The 14,833-nt window shown below is 67.5% G+C and carries 15 protein-coding genes; 6 read left to right on the forward strand and 9 right to left on the reverse strand.

Features of this window, described 5'->3' with window-relative positions; genetic code table 11:
• Window positions 1-223: 223 nt before the first annotated feature.
• The 4 genes from MTR65_RS10575 (at window position 224) to MTR65_RS10590 (ending at window position 3,010) form a co-directional block, all read left to right on the forward strand.
• Window positions 224-589 (forward strand): PilZ domain-containing protein, encoded by a 366-nt coding sequence (locus MTR65_RS10575; protein ID WP_243799928.1) that lies wholly within the window; start codon window positions 224-226, stop codon window positions 587-589.
• Between the two features lie 71 nt (window positions 590-660).
• The gene (locus MTR65_RS10580) at window positions 661-2,325 is read left to right on the forward strand and encodes an ABC transporter substrate-binding protein (RefSeq protein ID WP_243799931.1); all 1,665 of its coding nucleotides are present in this window, start codon (window positions 661-663) and stop codon (window positions 2,323-2,325) included.
• 72 nt (window positions 2,326-2,397) lie between these two features.
• Window positions 2,398-2,787, forward strand: coding sequence for a DUF4112 domain-containing protein (locus MTR65_RS10585; RefSeq protein WP_039389060.1), 390 nt, complete (start codon window positions 2,398-2,400; stop codon window positions 2,785-2,787).
• Window positions 2,788-2,818: 31 nt separating this feature from the next.
• Window positions 2,819-3,010 (forward strand): hypothetical protein, encoded by a 192-nt coding sequence (locus MTR65_RS10590; RefSeq protein WP_243799933.1) that lies wholly within the window; start codon window positions 2,819-2,821, stop codon window positions 3,008-3,010.
• Window positions 3,011-3,026: 16 nt separating this feature from the next.
• Here the strand turns inward: MTR65_RS10590 and arfB are convergent, their stop codons facing one another.
• The 4 genes from arfB to pabB are packed head-to-tail and all read right to left on the reverse strand — an operon-like array spanning window position 3,027 to window position 7,085.
• Entirely contained in the window at window positions 3,027-3,443 is a 417-nt protein-coding gene (gene arfB / locus MTR65_RS10595) for an alternative ribosome rescue aminoacyl-tRNA hydrolase ArfB (RefSeq protein WP_039389057.1), read from the reverse strand.
• Entirely contained in the window at window positions 3,440-4,093 is a 654-nt protein-coding gene (locus MTR65_RS10600) for an RluA family pseudouridine synthase (protein WP_226632398.1), read from the reverse strand. Before MTR65_RS10600 ends, arfB begins: the two co-directional genes overlap by 4 nt.
• Complete coding sequence (locus MTR65_RS10605) at window positions 4,090-5,208, reverse strand: pyridoxal phosphate-dependent aminotransferase (protein WP_243800113.1); 1,119 nt, start codon at window positions 5,206-5,208, stop codon at window positions 4,090-4,092. The genes MTR65_RS10600 and MTR65_RS10605 overlap by 4 nt, the downstream gene beginning before the upstream one ends.
• 50 nt (window positions 5,209-5,258) lie before the next feature.
• On the reverse strand, window positions 5,259-7,085 hold the full coding sequence (gene pabB / locus MTR65_RS10610; protein ID WP_243799936.1) for an aminodeoxychorismate synthase component I: 1,827 nt from the start codon (window positions 7,083-7,085) through the stop codon (window positions 5,259-5,261).
• A 198-nt stretch (window positions 7,086-7,283) separates the two neighbouring features.
• Between pabB and MTR65_RS10615 the strand changes: the two genes are divergently transcribed.
• Complete coding sequence (locus MTR65_RS10615; protein ID WP_243799938.1) at window positions 7,284-8,882, forward strand: helicase HerA-like domain-containing protein; 1,599 nt, start codon at window positions 7,284-7,286, stop codon at window positions 8,880-8,882.
• A gap of 24 nt (window positions 8,883-8,906) precedes the next feature.
• Window positions 8,907-9,338 carry a hypothetical protein gene (locus tag MTR65_RS10620; protein ID WP_243799940.1) on the forward strand — a complete coding sequence of 144 codons (432 nt, stop codon included), beginning with the start codon at window positions 8,907-8,909 and terminating at the stop codon, window positions 9,336-9,338.
• Window positions 9,339-9,474: 136 nt separating this feature from the next.
• Here MTR65_RS10620 and MTR65_RS10625 read toward each other — a convergent pair whose 3' ends face one another.
• From MTR65_RS10625 to MTR65_RS10645, 5 genes are all read right to left on the reverse strand, one after another.
• Entirely contained in the window at window positions 9,475-10,896 is a 1,422-nt protein-coding gene (locus tag MTR65_RS10625; RefSeq protein ID WP_243799942.1) for an ATP-binding protein, read from the reverse strand.
• Window positions 10,893-11,627, reverse strand: a complete 735-nt coding sequence (locus MTR65_RS10630) for a response regulator (RefSeq protein WP_243799945.1) — start codon at window positions 11,625-11,627, stop codon at window positions 10,893-10,895. The genes MTR65_RS10625 and MTR65_RS10630 overlap by 4 nt, the downstream gene beginning before the upstream one ends.
• Before the next feature lie 27 nt (window positions 11,628-11,654).
• The gene (locus tag MTR65_RS10635; protein ID WP_243799947.1) at window positions 11,655-12,296 is read right to left on the reverse strand and encodes an EF-hand domain-containing protein; all 642 of its coding nucleotides are present in this window, start codon (window positions 12,294-12,296) and stop codon (window positions 11,655-11,657) included.
• Between the two features lie 208 nt (window positions 12,297-12,504).
• Window positions 12,505-12,912: a cupin domain-containing protein gene (locus MTR65_RS10640; RefSeq protein WP_243799949.1), complete on the reverse strand. Its 408-nt coding sequence runs from the start codon at window positions 12,910-12,912 to the stop codon at window positions 12,505-12,507.
• Between the two features lie 53 nt (window positions 12,913-12,965).
• Window positions 12,966-14,786: an aminopeptidase P family protein gene (locus MTR65_RS10645; protein ID WP_243799952.1), complete on the reverse strand. Its 1,821-nt coding sequence runs from the start codon at window positions 14,784-14,786 to the stop codon at window positions 12,966-12,968.
• Between the last annotated feature and the right edge of the window lie 47 nt (window positions 14,787-14,833).

Here is a 14,833-nt window from a genome sequence, read left to right on the forward strand (position 1 = left end):
ACACGGCCGGATACGGCCTGAACATGGCTCGAAATCGGCTTTGAGAGGGCTATGGGGGCCGCCGCTATCGGTCCCTTAAGCCTTTGTTTGCCACTCTCGGTTACCAGTGCAGGGAAAGCAATCTGCTTGCCCGCGCGCCTCTGTCCTGTCATGTCGGGCCGCACGGGCAAGGCCGACCCGGGTGCCGGGCCAACGGCTGTGTCAGAGGCTGGACTTGATACCTATGGATGAACGCGAAAACCGCCAGATACCGCGCGACAGCCTGTTTCTCATGGCTGATCTGCATGTCGACGGGCTCGATGGCGAGCATCGCATCAAGGTGCGCAACCTCTCGGCGGGCGGCATGATGGGCGAGGGCCCGGTGCGAGTCGTGCGGGGATCGGTCGTCCAGGTGAACATCCGCAATCTTGGCTGGGTCGAGGGTTCGGTGGCCTGGGTACAGGACAGCCGTTTCGGAGTGGCCTTCCACACCGAGATTGACCCCAAGCGCGCCCGCGCGCCGGTCAAGCCCGGCGAAGACGTCGCGCCGCGCTACCTCAGCAATCACAAGGAAGCCGGGCCCAGCGGGATGACCCTGCGCAAGATCTGATCCCGGGCGGACCGGCGGGGCCAGGAACTGCGCGCTTAAGCATTTGCGCAAGGTCCAAAATCGACTACTCGATGGGCATGCCCGCTCTGCGCCTTCTCGTTCGTACTCTTATGCCGTCCTGCGCCTTGCTGCTTGCGGGCTGCGGGGAGCAGGACAAGTCCGCTCTCGAGATCGCCGTTGTCGACCTGCCGTCCGAGGATGGACCGCTGGCCGAAGAGGACACGACCTCAGCGCGGCTGGTCCGCGCCGCAACGGTCGAAGGGCTGGTGGCGTTTGACGCGGAAGGGCGCGTCGTTCCGGCGCTTGCCGACCGCTGGATCGTCACCGACGATGGGCAAAGCTACATCTTCCGTTTGCGCGATGGCGAATGGCTCGATGGCGAGGAGCTGACGGGGGCCTCGGCGCGCACGGCCCTGCTTGCCGCGCTGCGCAACCTGCGCGGAACGCCGCTGGAGCGCGACCTTGCCGGGATCGACGAGATCCGCGTGATGGCGGGGCGCGTGGTCGAGATCCGCCTCCTGCGGCCCATGCCCTACCTGCTCCAGCTCCTGGCGCTGCCCGAACTGGGGCTGGTCCATAAGGACGAGGGGGCGGGGCCCATGGCGCTTGTCACGGACCTGGAGGCGCACGTCGAAGGCGACGTCCCCGCGCCGCGCGCGGTCCCTGAGGCGAACGCAGCTGCCGAGGATGACGATGCGCCCGAGGACGGTACGGCGCAGCAGGCGGTTGTCCGGCTGGCTCCGATCGAGCCATCCCGGCTGGGCCTCCCTGCCGTCGAGGCCTGGGAGGAGCGAACCCGGATGGTGGGTATGCATGTCCTGCCCGGTACCGAGGCTGTCGCGCGCTTCAACGCGGGCAAGGTCGATCTGGTCCTGGGCGGGCGGATCCAGGATTTCCTGTTGACGCGCAGCGTCGGCATCCTGCGCGGAACGATCCAGCTTGATCCGGTGGTCGGTCTGTTCGGTCTCCAGGTCATGCGCGAGGAGGGCTTCCTCGCCGACCCGGCCAACCGCGAAGCCATTGCCATGGCCATCGACCGGTCCGCGCTGATCGATCCCTTCGGCGTGGGCGGCTGGCGGCCCACGACCCGGGTCGTCTCGCCCAGCCTGGAGGGAGACCTGGGCACCATCGGCGAGCGCTGGAGCGAGCAGTCGCCCGAAGATCGCCGCGCCGTGGCATCCTCGCGGGTCCGTGCCTGGATGGCGCGCACCGCGCTGGAGGATGCCGAAGGCGAGGCGGCGCCGTCCAACGCGGGCGACCCCGATGCTCCCGGTTCACCTCCGGCCCCGCTCGACAACGCGCCGGAGTTGTCCCTCTGGCTTCCCGAGGGCGATGGAACACAGATCCTCTTTGCCCGGCTCGCGGCAGACCTTGCCGCGATCAGCGTGCGTCTGACCCGCGAGGAGGTGGCCAAGGAGGCCGATCTGGTGCTCATCGATGACGTTGCGCGCTACCCACGCGCCACGTGGTTCCTCAACCGCCTCTCCTGCGCCGCGCGCCAGGGCCTGTGCTCGCCCGAAGCCGACGCCCGCGTCGATGAGGCGGCACTGGCCTCCTCGGCCGAGGAGCGCGCCGCCCTCATCTCCGAGGCCGAGGCGGAACTGACGGCCGCGAACGTCTTTATTCCCTTTGGAACCCCGATCCGCTGGTCGCTGGTGCGCGGCACGGTCAACGGGTTCTCGACCAACAGCTGGGGCTGGCACCCCTTGATGCCCTTGTCCTGGCTGCCCAAGTAAGAGGGACGGCAGCGACTTGGCTGCGGCAGGAAAGGCAGACAGGTGGTTACAGGACAGGGCTCGCCCCGGCGCATGGAGATGGAGCTTCCGCTCGGCAATGATCCGATGGCGATCCGCCGCCGGGTCGAGGCGTTGGAATACGTGCTCGAACGTGCGGTGACGGTGCCGGGCATCAACCGCAAGGTCGGGCTCGATGCCATTGTCGGGCTGGTTCCGGTCGCGGGCGACATGATCGCGGCGGCACTGGGCCTCTACATCGTCTGGGAAGCGCGCAAGCTGGGCATGCCCAAGTGGCAGATCGCGCGGATGATGGCCAATGTGGGCGTCGACACCGCGCTCGGCGCAATCCCGCTTGCCGGCGACCTTTTCGATTTCCTCTACCGCTCGAACAGCCGGAACTTGAAGATCATCCTCAAGCACCTCGACAAGCACCATCCGCACACGCGGATCATCGAGGGCTAGGCGGATGTTCCTGCGACAAGGCGCGCTTGCCGTGCCGCTTGCATTTGTTCTGGCCGGTTGCGGCCAGGCCGACAGCGAGCCGGGGCCGGGCGGCGTCACCGTGGGCGAAGCGCGCGCGCTGGATGCCGCTGCGAAAATGCTCGACGAACGTCGGGTGCCGAGCGAGGCCCTTGTCCCATCGGGAATGGCCGCGCCTGAGCCAAGCGAGGCTGCGCCGCGCTAGCGAGGGTCCGGTCCCTTCAGTCGGGGCGCACCTTGCCACGCCCGGCCTTTACCGCACTGCGAATTTTCTTGCCCTTGAGGCGCTGTGTCTTGCCGACGCGGTTGAGGCGGCTCTTGGCCCGCTTCTGGGGCAACTCGTGCGCGCGTTCAATAAGGTCGGCGAGCCGTTCGCGCGCGTCGGCGCGGTTGGCCTCCTGGGTGCGGAACTGGCGTGCGGTGAGGACGAGTTCGCCGCTGGCGGTGAGGCGACTGCCCGCCAGTTCCTTGAAGCGCGCGAAGACCGGCGGGCTGAGCCGCAGCGCGTAGACGTTGAGCCGCAGCTGCACCGCGGTCGCCACCTTGTTGACGTTCTGCCCGCCCGGGCCCGAGGCCGCGATGAAGCTTTCCGAGCAAAGCGCCTGCGCGCGGTTGATGACGGTTTCGGCCTCGCTCATGCGTCTCCGAAACCGAGGGCGGCAAAGTCCGCAGGAAGCGGGGCCATCGCGCCGATCGGATCCTTGGTGGGGCGGGGGACGAGCAGGCCGGCGGCGTGCAGCATGGTGCGCGGCGCGCCCTTGCGGCTGCCATAGACCGGATCGCCGACCAGCGCTGCGCCCAGGCCCGAGGCCGCGTGCACGCGGATCTGGTGGGTACGGCCGGTTTCCGGGCGGAATTCGACAAGGGTGCGGCCATCGACCTCGGCGAGCTTGCGCCAGTGGGTGGTGGAGGGCTTGCCCTTGCGCGCCGGGATCATCCGCCAACCGCTTTTGGCGGTGCTGACCTTGGACAGCGAAAGCGCGATCGTGCCTTCCTCCTGTTCCAGCACGCCATCGACGATGCCGAGGTAGCGCTTTTCCACGAGGCGCTCCTCGAAGGCGGCGGAAAAGCGCTTGAGCGCCTTGGGGTTGCGCGCCAGCAGCAGGCAGCCCGAGGTGTCCTGGTCAAGCCGGTGGACGGGAAGCGGGGCGCGCTGGAAGCCGAGCTTGAGGTCTTCAAGGTAGTCCTCGAGGCAGGCACCGCCCGCGCGCGGTCGGTCGATGGGAAGCCCGGCGGGCTTGTCGATGACGAGCGCTTCGGCGTCTTCGTAGAGAATGGGAATGTTCATGCGGCTAGGGCCTTTGCAATGCGGCGCAGCGCCTCGTCGAGCCGGGCCTCGTCGGCGGCGAAGCTGATCCGGAAACCGTTCCTTCCGCCAAAGGCCGAGGCCGGAACGATGGCGACGCCATGTTCGAGAATGTGGAGGGCGAGCGCGGTGTCATCACCGAAACGCTCCATCAGCGGGGAGGCATCGATCATGCAGTAGAACGCGCCGTCGGGCGTCGGGGTGGAGAGGCCGGGGATGGCGTTGATGGCAGCAACGACCTGGTCGCGCCGGGCACGGAAACGCTCGCGCCACTCCGCCAGAAACTCCTGCGGGCCTTCCAGCGCGGCGACGGCCGCAGCCTGGCTGATCGAGCAGGGATTGCCCGAGGAGTGCGACTGGAGCCGCTCCATAGCGCGGATCAGCCATTCGGGACCTGCCGACAGACCAATGCGAAAGCCGGTCATCGCATGGCTCTTGGAGACGCCCGAGATGGTCAGCACGCGGTCCGCCAGATCCGGGCACAGCGCGGCGAGCGTCGCATGGCCGCCACCTGTGTAGTTGAGCGGGGCGTAGATGTCGTCGGAGAGGACCATCACGCGCGGGTGGCGGCGCAGGACCTCGGCGATGCCCAGGAGCATCTCGGCGGGGTAGCACGCGCCGGTCGGATTGCCTGGCGAGTTCAGCATCAGCCACTGCGTGCGCGGCCCGATCTGTGCCTCGAAATCGGCGGGCGAGAAGCGGAAGTTGTCTCTGGGCGAGGTCATCAGCGGCACGACCTTGCCACCGGCAAAGCGGATCATCTCGGGATAACTGACCCACCAGGGCGAGGGCACGATCACTTCCTCACCCTCGCTGACAGTGGCCAGAAGGGCGTGGAAAATCGCCTGTTTGCCGCCCGCGCTGACCGTGATCTGCGAGGTCGGAACGTCGATGCCCAGATCGCGCTGGAAGTGGTGGGCCGCGGCGCGCTTCAACTGCGAGGTTCCGCCGACCGGCGTGTACTTGGTAAGCCCGGCCTCAAGCGCGGCGTGGGCGGCGGCAAGGACGTGGGGCGGGGTGTCGAAATCGGGTTCGCCTACCGAGAGCGAGATGATGTCGCGCCCTTCCTCGCGCAGTTCGATGGCGCGGTCGGTCATCGCGGTCGTCTGCGAGGGCGCGATGCGCGAGAGGGCGGTCGAAAGGTGGGTCACGCGAGCAGCCTTGCCGGAAAGAGGCCACGCACCGCGTTGCCGAGGAAGAAACCGTCCACGAGATCGTCCAGCGTGAGGTCGGCTTCCTGCGCGCGGCCGCTTTCCAGCAGCGAGCGGCGCAGGACACCGGGCAGCAGACCAAGCGTGGCGGGCGGGGTCAGGAGCACGCCGCCGCGCTCCACGAAGATGTTGGTGAAGCTGCCTTCGGTCACGCGGCCATCGTCGCGCAGGAGGAGGGCCTCGCCGGCCCCGGCCTCGCGGGCGAGGGCCAGGCTGGCCTCGTAGAAGGCGCGGTCGCTGGTCTTGTGGGCGAGGCGCCAGTCCGAGCTGTCGACCGGAATGCGCACGGCGGCAGCCACTATCGGTTCGCTGGGCGTTTCGGGCAGGGGCGCGAGTTCCAGCGCATAGGCCCCGCTGCGGGCGGTCACGAGGCGCAGCTTGGCGGCCTGCGCGGCATCGAAGCACAGCGCCTGGATGGCGTTGCGCACCGCGTGGCGGTCGAACACGAAGCCCAGCGCCGCCGCGCTTGCCTTCATGCGCTCGAGGTGCATCTCGAGGAGGGGGATGCCCTCGTCGGGCGTGAAGCGCATGGTCTCGATCAGGTCGAAGCGCGCAGGCGATGGCGCCTTCCCCGATCCTTGCGTTCCCGAACCTCGCACGAAACCCCCTTTGACAAGACATTCCCGCCACTCCGGCAGGCTTTGCGAATCCGCAACGATGGCCGAACCGACCCCCAACCTCGCGCGGCCACCGAACGCGCCGGACCCGGCGCTCTTCGGGGCCAGGCGCAGCGTGCGGATTGCCACATTGAAGGCGGCATCGCCAGTGGGTTCGATGTGGCCGATAGACCCGCAATAGACGCCGCGCGGGCCCTGTTCGACCTCCTCGATCAGTTCCATCGCGCGGATCTTGGGCGCGCCGGTGATCGAGCCGCAGGGAAACAGCGCGCGCAGGAGGTCGAGCGGGCCCTTGCCCGCCTCCAGCCGAGCTTCGACCGAGGAGACCATCTGGTGCACGGTCGGATAGCTCTCGATCGCGAAGGGGGCAGGCACGCGTACGCTGCCCGGCTCGGCCACGCGGCTGAGGTCGTTGCGCATGAGATCGAGAATCATCAGGTTCTCGGCGCGGTCCTTGACCGAAGCGGACAGTTCGGCGCGCAGGGCCGCGTCTTCGGTAAGGTCACGTCCGCGCGGGCGGGTACCCTTCATGGGACGCGCGTGGACCGTGCCGTCCGCGATCTGGAAGAAGAGTTCGGGCGAGAGGCTGAGGTGCCAGTCGCGCCCATCGTAGATCACCCCGCCATAGCCCGCTTCGGAGGCCGGGCGCAGCTTGGCATAGAGGCCCAGCGGATCGCCCTGCCAGGGCCCCTCCAGCGGCATCGTCAGGTTCGCCTGGTAGATGTCCCCTGCGTGGATCGCTTCCTGCAGGCGGTCGAAGGCGCGGCTGTATTCGCCCAGCGTACGCACCGGCTTCATCGGCCCGATCCACGCTTCTTCGCTGACGGCATGGCGCGAGAGCCACAGTTCCATGGCATCGGACGCAATCGCCTCGTAGGCGGTGAAGGCGCCGAACCAGAGAAGCGGCCCATCGACCTCCTGGCCTGCGAAGCGTTCAAGCTTGGCTTCGAGTACCAGCCCGGCCTCGTAGGTCATGTATCCGGCGAGATGCAGCCCTTCGCGCGACAGCTCTTCCATCCGGGCAAGGGCGGGCAGAACCTCCTCAGGCGCGCGCGCGGATACGATCTCTACCGGGCTGCGGTAGAGGCGGGCGTCCACGGCACCATGGGTGCGGGCATCGTCGAGGAGAATGAAGGGCTCGGTCATCGTCTTCGTCAGGCCCCTTAGAGCAATTATGCGCCCGGTGGAAACACCCGCAATGGCATGGCAGGTCGGACACAGCGACCCGCGTGTCACTTGCCCACGACAAAAACACTCTCGACCCCGCGTATGCCTCGCCTCTATCACCTATTGCGTAGCCAGCCATTCCTGGCGAGCGGAAAAAAAGAAGGCAAGATGAGGACGATGAGCGCACTCTATCTGGGATTGGGCGGAGACGGGCAGCGCCAGGAGCTGCGGTTGGACCGGGCCAACCGCCACGGCCTTATCGCGGGCGCGACCGGCACGGGCAAGACGGTGACCCTCCAGACGCTGGCCGAGCAGTTCTCCGCAAGCGGCGTTCCGGTGTTCCTGGCCGACGTGAAAGGCGATCTTTCAGGAATCTCGATGGCGGGAAGCCCGCTCTTCAAGAACGCCGACAAGCTGGAAGGCCGCGCGCGAGAGATCGGGATCACCGATTACACCTATGCCGACAATCCGGCGGTGTTCTGGGACATCTATGGCAAGCAGGGGCACCCGATCCGCACCACCATCTCGGAGATGGGGCCGCTGCTGCTCGCCCGGCTGATGGACCTCAACGATACGCAGGAGGGCGTGCTTCAGATCGTCTTCCGCTTCGCCGACGAGGAAGGTCTGCTGCTGCTCGATCTTGCTGATCTTCAGGCAATGCTGGCCTATACGGCGCAGAATGCGTCGGAATTGTCCGCGCGTTATGGCAACGTCACGAAGGCCAGTGTCGGCGCGATCCAGCGCCAGCTGCTCTCGCTGGAAGCGCAGGGCGCAGGGCAGTTCTTCGGCGAGCCAGCGTTGGAGATCGAGGACTTCCTCAAGTGCGACGAGAAGGGGCGCGGCTTCGTCAACGTGCTCGCCGCCGATCAGCTGATGCGCAGCCCCAAGCTCTACGCGACGTTCCTCCTCTGGCTGCTGTCCGAACTGTTCGAGGCGCTGCCCGAGGTGGGCGACCCTGAGAAGCCGCGCCTCGTCTTCTTCTTCGACGAGGCGCATCTCCTCTTCGACGATGCCCCCAAGGCGCTGCTCGACACGGTCGAGACAGTGGTGCGCCTGATCCGCTCCAAGGGCGTGGGCGTGTTCTTCGTGACGCAGAACCCGGTCGACATCCCCGAGGACATCGCAGGCCAGCTGGGCAACCGCGTCCAGCACGCGCTGCGCGCCTTCACGGTGCGCGACAAGCGTGCGATCCGGGCGGCGGCGGAGACGTTCCGCATCAACCCCGACCTTGATGTCGAGGCGGCGATCACCGAGCTCAAGGTGGGCGAGGCGCTTGTCTCGACATTGGACGAAGATGGCGCGCCCGGCGTCGTGCAGCGAACGCTCATCGCGCCGCCCCGCTCGCGGCTGGGGCCTCTTGAGGCGCGCGAGCGCGCGATCATCCAGTCGGTCAGCCCCTTTGCCGGCAAGTACGACGAGGCAGTGGACCGCGACAGCGCCGAGGAAGTGCTCGCGGCCAAGGCCGCCGATGCGGCGGTGACGGCCGAGGAAGTTGCCGAGAAGGGCGAGGAGGAAGTGCGCCGCCGCGAGCGCCGCAGCCCGAGCCTGTGGGATGGCCTTGGCGGCAAGGCCGCGAAGGCCGCGATGAGCGCGGCGGCGGCGAGTGCGGGCGCGATCCTGGCCCAGAAGCTGCAAGGCAAGACAAGCCGCGCCAACCCCGGCGCCTCGGCGGCGAGCGCGGCGGCTGGCACCTTCGGATCGGCGGTGGAGAAGGCTGTCGGCATCCCGGGTATCGGTCGCTTTGCTCGCAACCTCATTGGTGGTCTGATGCGCTAGGTTTCGTATTTTCGGGAGAAGGCGATGAGGAAGCGGATCAGCCGTGCAGGCATAATGGCGGGGCGCGCGCTCCTGGTGCTTGCGGTTTGTGCGTGCAGTCCCGATGCGCCGGAACCGGCGCCGACGCCCACTACCTACGGTATCGACAAGGCGGACCTCTCCGCACCCGAGCCTGGCGACATCTGCCGGACCCGCAACGCCGCCTTCCTGCGCGACGTGCTCTTGAAGATCAGCGCGGCCCTGCCTCCCGGCAGCCGCGGCCTCGATTTCCGGGAGTTCCGGGTCGATGAGGCGGACGATAAGGGGACGTGGATGGCGACGGTCTGGTTTCAGGTTGCCTTGCCCGGCGAACCTGCGCAGGCCATGCGCGCCGTGGCTTCGTTCGATCCGGAAGACTGCAGGGTCGGGGAATGGTCGGTTTCTGAAGCCGGGACGGGGGAGGCCTCGAAAAGATGACAGGTCCGAGGGCCATCGCCCTCGGGCTCCCCAAACTGTCGACCTCACCTTTCGCGCGCCATCGCGGCGGAGAAAGGTGAGGTTGCCGAGTCTGGGGTCCAAGGGGTGATGACCCCTTGAAACTATTTTTTCTTTTTTACCCTAGCGGAATTGTCAGACGCGCGGTCAGGCCCTCGACGCGGCCCTCGGCACTGTGCCGGTTGGCGAGGGTCAGCGATCCGCCGTGCTGGTCCGCGATCGCGCGGGCAAGTGCGAGACCCAGCCCCGCGCCGCCGGTGGCGGAATTGCGCGAAGGATCGCCGCGGGTGAAGGGGTTCATCATGCTTTCGATGGAATTGTCCGGGATACCCGGCCCGTCGTCCTCGATCACGATCACGGCCTGCCCGCCGTCCTTGCCGAGCGAGACACGCGCCGTGTGGCCATAGCGCAGGGCGTTGCCGATGAGGTTGCGCAGCGCGCGCCGCAGCCAGGTGGGCCGCAGTTCGAGCGCCATCCGGCAGGTCTCGCCCAGCTCCACCGGCTCGCCCATGTCCTCGTACTCCTCGACCACCGAAACGACGAGAGCGGAGAGTTCGGTGCGTTCGAGCGGATCGCTCGGACGGCCCACGCGCGCGAGCGAGAGGATGTCGTCGAGCGTGCGCACGATGTCCTCGATGGTGGTGGCCATGCGTGCGCGCTCGATGTCGTCCTCGACGCTCTCGATGCGCACACGCAGGGCGGCAAGCGGCGTCTTGAGGTCATGGCCGATGGCGCCGAGCATCACGTCCTTCTCATCGAGCAGGTCGACGATGCGGGTTTCCATTGCGTTGTGGGCCAAGATCAGGCGCTGCATGTCCTCGGGGCCCGACACGGGGATCTGTCCATCCAGATCACGAGCCACGGCAAAGTCCTCGACCCGGCGGGTGAGGGCTGCGAGCGGGCGGGTCATGCGCCGCAGGATGAAAGTGACGGCGGCCATCAGCACGGCGTAGATGCCCAGCGTCTGGAAGATCAGGGGGGAGAGCAGCAGGTTCATCGCGCGTGGCGAGAGCACGCGGGTGACAAGCCAGTCGTCCTGTCCTTCGAGCTGTACGCCGACGACGATCAGGTGGTTGCCCAGAATCTCGTCCATCTGTTCACGGGCCATACCGTGGTGGCGGGCGTGTGCCAGGAACCGTTCGCTGGCACGCTTGTCGTCCCCAAGGCGGCGGTGGACGATCACGATCCGCTCGACCTTGAGCGACTGCTCGCCCAGGATTTGCCCCAGCTTGGTCTCGGCATGGCCGTCGCGCACTTCGCTGGCCGTGTTGGGCGCAGACGAGGTGGTTTCGAGCGGGAACCCGCGTGGGCGCGGGCCGCCGAAAGGCGCGCGTTCCGGCCGCTCGGCGCCGCGCAGCGCATCGCGTCCGCGCGTTTCCATGACGATGCGGAAGGCCGCCACGTTGAGCATGCCGGTTTCGTAGCTGTCGCGCTGGGCGCTGTAGACGAGGAAAGCGCTCAAGGACTGGACGAAGAGCAGGGCAACCGCCACGGCGAGCAGCATCTGCCCCATCAGGCTGCGGGGAAGGAGGGCTTTCATTCGTCTTCCAGCGCCACCCGCTTGACGTCGGCGGCGAGCATGTAGCCGCCGCCCCAGACGGTCTGGATCAGCTGCGGATTGCGGCTGTCGACCTCGATCTTGCGGCGCAGGCGGCTGACCTGATTGTCGACGGCGCGGTCGAAGAGGTGGGCCTCGCGGCCCTGGACCATGTCGAGCAGGCGATCGCGGTCAAGGACCTGGCGCGGATGCTCCAGAAAGGCCATGAGCAGGCGGAATTCGACCGAGGAGATCGCGACGACCGCCCCGTCCGCGTCGGTCAGACGGCGCTTCAAGGGATCGAGCGTCCAGCCCTCGAAGACGAAAGCCTCGTTCTCGGGGGCGGCAGGCACGCCGCGGGCCGCGCGGCGCAGGACCGAGCGGATGCGGGCGACCAGTTCGCGCGGTTCGAAAGGTTTGACGACATAGTCGTCGGCGCCGATCTCGAGCCCGACGATGCGGTCGGTCGCCTCGCCGCGCGCGGTGAGGAAGATCACGGGCAGGTCCTGCGCCTCGACAAGGTGGCGGCAGAACGAGAGCCCGTCCTCGCCCGGCATCATGATGTCGAGAAGGACGAGATCCGCCTTGTGGTCGCGCAGGAAGGTGCGCGCCTCGGCGGCGCTGCTGGCCTGGGTAACGGTGAACCCCTGGCGCGAGAGGTACTCGCCCAGGGGTTCACGCAGGGCCGCTTCGTCGTCGACGAGAAGCAGGCGGACAGGCGCGGTGTCGTTCATAGCAATCCTTCGTTCCGCGCCCGTTCGTTACTTGGCCGAGCCTTCGGCCTTACGGGCCTTGAACTGGGCGCGCATCTTTTCGTGAGCCGCCTTGCGCTCTTCGGGGGTGATCTGTCCATCCTTGTCGGCATCAACCATGTCGAAGTGCGTGAGGGCTGCGGCCACCGCTTCCTCGCGGGTGATGGCGCCGTCCTTGTTGGTGTCGGCCATGCGCATCATCATGCCGCCGCCGTGGCGCGCGCCATGGTGACCGCGGCGCATGTGGTGCGTGCCGTGCTTGCCATGACGACCCTCGCCGTCGGCGCGCTCACCACGCGGGCCGCGATGCCCGCGTTCGGCGCTCATGAATTCGTCCTTCGAGATCGAGCCATCGCCGTTGGTGTCGAGCTTCTCGAACATGGCGGTGCGGCGTGCCGTCTGGCGCGCCTCGCGGTCGGCGGCGTCGATCTTGCCGTCCTTGTTGACGTCCATGCGGGCAAACATCGCCTCGGCCGCGGCCTGAGCCTCGGCACGGGTAACGATGCCGTCCTTGTCGGCGTCCATCATCGCGTGGCGGGGGCCGCGCGGGGCGTCACCCTGCGCATAGGCCGCACCGCCAAGGGCGAGGCTCGCCGCGGTCAGGCCAAGGGCGATAGTCTTGAAGCGGGTGGTCTTGAACGTGGGGGTCATGTCCGGTCTCTCTTTCCTTTGGTTTCCCAAATGCGAATGGATCGAAAGTCGCAGCGGGCCTGGAAGGGAGGGGCAACCGCCCTGCCGCGACTTTCTGATAACCGTTCTAGAGGCCGCTTGTCGCGCAAGTTTGCCAGTCAGCCTGTCTTTTGTCGCCAATTGTCTCGGTCTGACAGACCCGTTCACACAGGCGCAAGAGAGGGGAGGTTCAGGGACGGGGGCGGTGCTGCGTGCCATGCCCGGTGGTGATGAAAAGGGCGGTGGCGAGGCGTGCGATATCGGCGGTGTGCCAGACCCCCGAGGGGATGATGACATAGTCCCCGGGGCGCAAGGTCTCGCGGACGTGGGAGCCCTCGGGGCTTTCCCGGATCAACGTCAGCTCTCCAGCGAGGCAGACCACGACCTCATCGCCGCACGGGTGCATCTCCCAGCTGTCCCAGTCGGCATCGAGACAGTGGAGGGCGACGAGCCGGCCGTCCGGCCCGTCGGCCTGGGTGCGCCGTGCATAGGCCGCGTACCAGTCCATGGTGCCTGTGAAGGCAGGCAGGGCCTCGACATGGCCTCCCGGCCCCAGGTGAACGGGCGTGCGGCCAAGTTCACGGACAAGCCGGGTCATGACGAGGTCCCTTTCCCAATGCCATTACCTGCCGGGAGGGAGGGCCAGGCCGCTCAGAGCGGCGCGCACTGCTCCTCCAGCCAGGCCTTCGCCGCGCCATCCAGTTGCGGGCCGATCAGCTCCTTGACGCGGGCGTGGTAGGCATTCCACCAGGCCTTTTCTTCCTCGGTCAGCAAGGCCGTATCGACCAGGCGTTTCTCGATCGGGGCGAAGGTCAGCGTTTCGAAGCCGTAGAACTCGCCTTCCGCACCCGGTATTGCGCGTGGGACGACAAGCACCAGGTTCTCGATGCGGATGCCGTATTCGCCCGCCTTGTAGTAGCCCGGCTCGTTGGAGAGGATCATGCCCGGAAGCAGCGCCTGCTCGGTGCCCGGCTGGCCGCCGCCCGACTTGGCGATGCGCTGGGGGCCTTCGTGGACGCCCAGGAAGCTGCCGACCCCGTGCCCGGTGCCATGCGCATAGTCGAGCCCGGCCTGCCACAGCGCATGGCGGGCCAGAATGTCGAGCTGGCTGCCCGCGGTGCCCTTGGGAAAGAGCACGCGGTCGAGCGCGATATGGCCCTTGAGGACGCGGGTGAAGCGCTCCTTGACCTCCCCGTCCGGTTCGCCCGGACCGATCCACACGGTGCGGGTGATGTCGGTGGTGCCCGCCGGGTACTGCCCGCCCGAATCGCACAGGAAGACCGAGTTCGGCTCCAGCGTCAGGTTGCTCTCATCCGTTACGGCATAGTGGGGCAGCGCGGCGTGGGGGCCTGCACCCGAGATCGTGTTGAACGAGGTGTCGCGCAGATCACCGCATTCCTGGCGGAAGCCCAGCAGTCTGGCCGCGGCCGACAGTTCGGTGACCTCGCCCTTGGGGCCTTCGAGCGAGAGCCAGTGGAGGAAGCGCGATACCGCCGCGCCGTCACGCTCCTGCGCGTCGCGGTGGCCCTGCTGTTCGACCTGGTTCTTGATGGCCTTGGGAAGGACCACCGGGTCGCGCGCCTCGATCACCGTGGCGCCCGCGTGGTTCAGGGCCTGGGCAATCGCGACTACCGCGTTGTCGGGATCGAGCGCGACGCGCTTGCCTGCGAGGCATTCCAGCCCTGCGACAAAGCCGTCGCGCGGGAGGATCGAGACCGCGTTACCCAGGTGCTGGCGCAGCTGCGGCGTCACCTTGTCCTCGGCGATGAAGAGGTCGGCCGTGCCATCGGCGTGGGCGATGACATAGGAGAGCGCCACAGGGGTATGCTCGACATCCGAGCCGCGGATGTTGAGGAGCCAGGCAATCGAATCGAGCGCGGTGACGACCGTCGCATCGAGCCCGCGCCTGGTGAGCCCCTCGGCGAGCGTAGCGCGCTTGGCCTCGCTCGACTGTCCGGCAAATTCCTCGGCGTGGACAAGCGCCGGGGCCGATGAGGGCGCGGGCTGGTCTTCCCACACCGCGTCGATGGGATTGCCCTCGACGGCGACGAGCTTGCCGCCTTTCGCGGCGATGGCGGCATCGACGCTGCGGGTCCAGTGCGCGGTGTGCAGCCAGGCGTCGTAGCCGATCACCGCGCCTTCGGGCATGTGCTCGGCGAGCCACTGCGCGTGGCTGGTCTGGGGCACGCTCTCGTAGGCATAGAAGCGCGCATCGACCTGCTCGCGCACTTGGATGGTGTAGCGCCCGTCGGTGAACATGGCGGCCGCGGGCGTGCGGGTGGGGTCGGTCAGAACGATGGCCGAGCCCGCCGATCCGGCAAAGCCGGTCAGCCAGGGCAGGCGCTGGGCATAGGCGCCCACGTACTCGCTCATGTGCTCATCGCAGATGGGCACGACGAAGCCATCGAGGCCGCGGCGCTTGAGTTCCTGGCGCAGCGCGTCGAGGCGCGATTCATGGGTGTTCATCAGCATTGTTTTCAAGTCCGGCTTGCGGGAGTCATGGGGCACACATAGATGCA

The organism is Novosphingobium mangrovi, assembly GCF_022818885.1.
In the GTDB taxonomy this organism is placed as follows: Bacteria; Pseudomonadota; Alphaproteobacteria; order Sphingomonadales; family Sphingomonadaceae; genus Novosphingobium; species Novosphingobium mangrovi.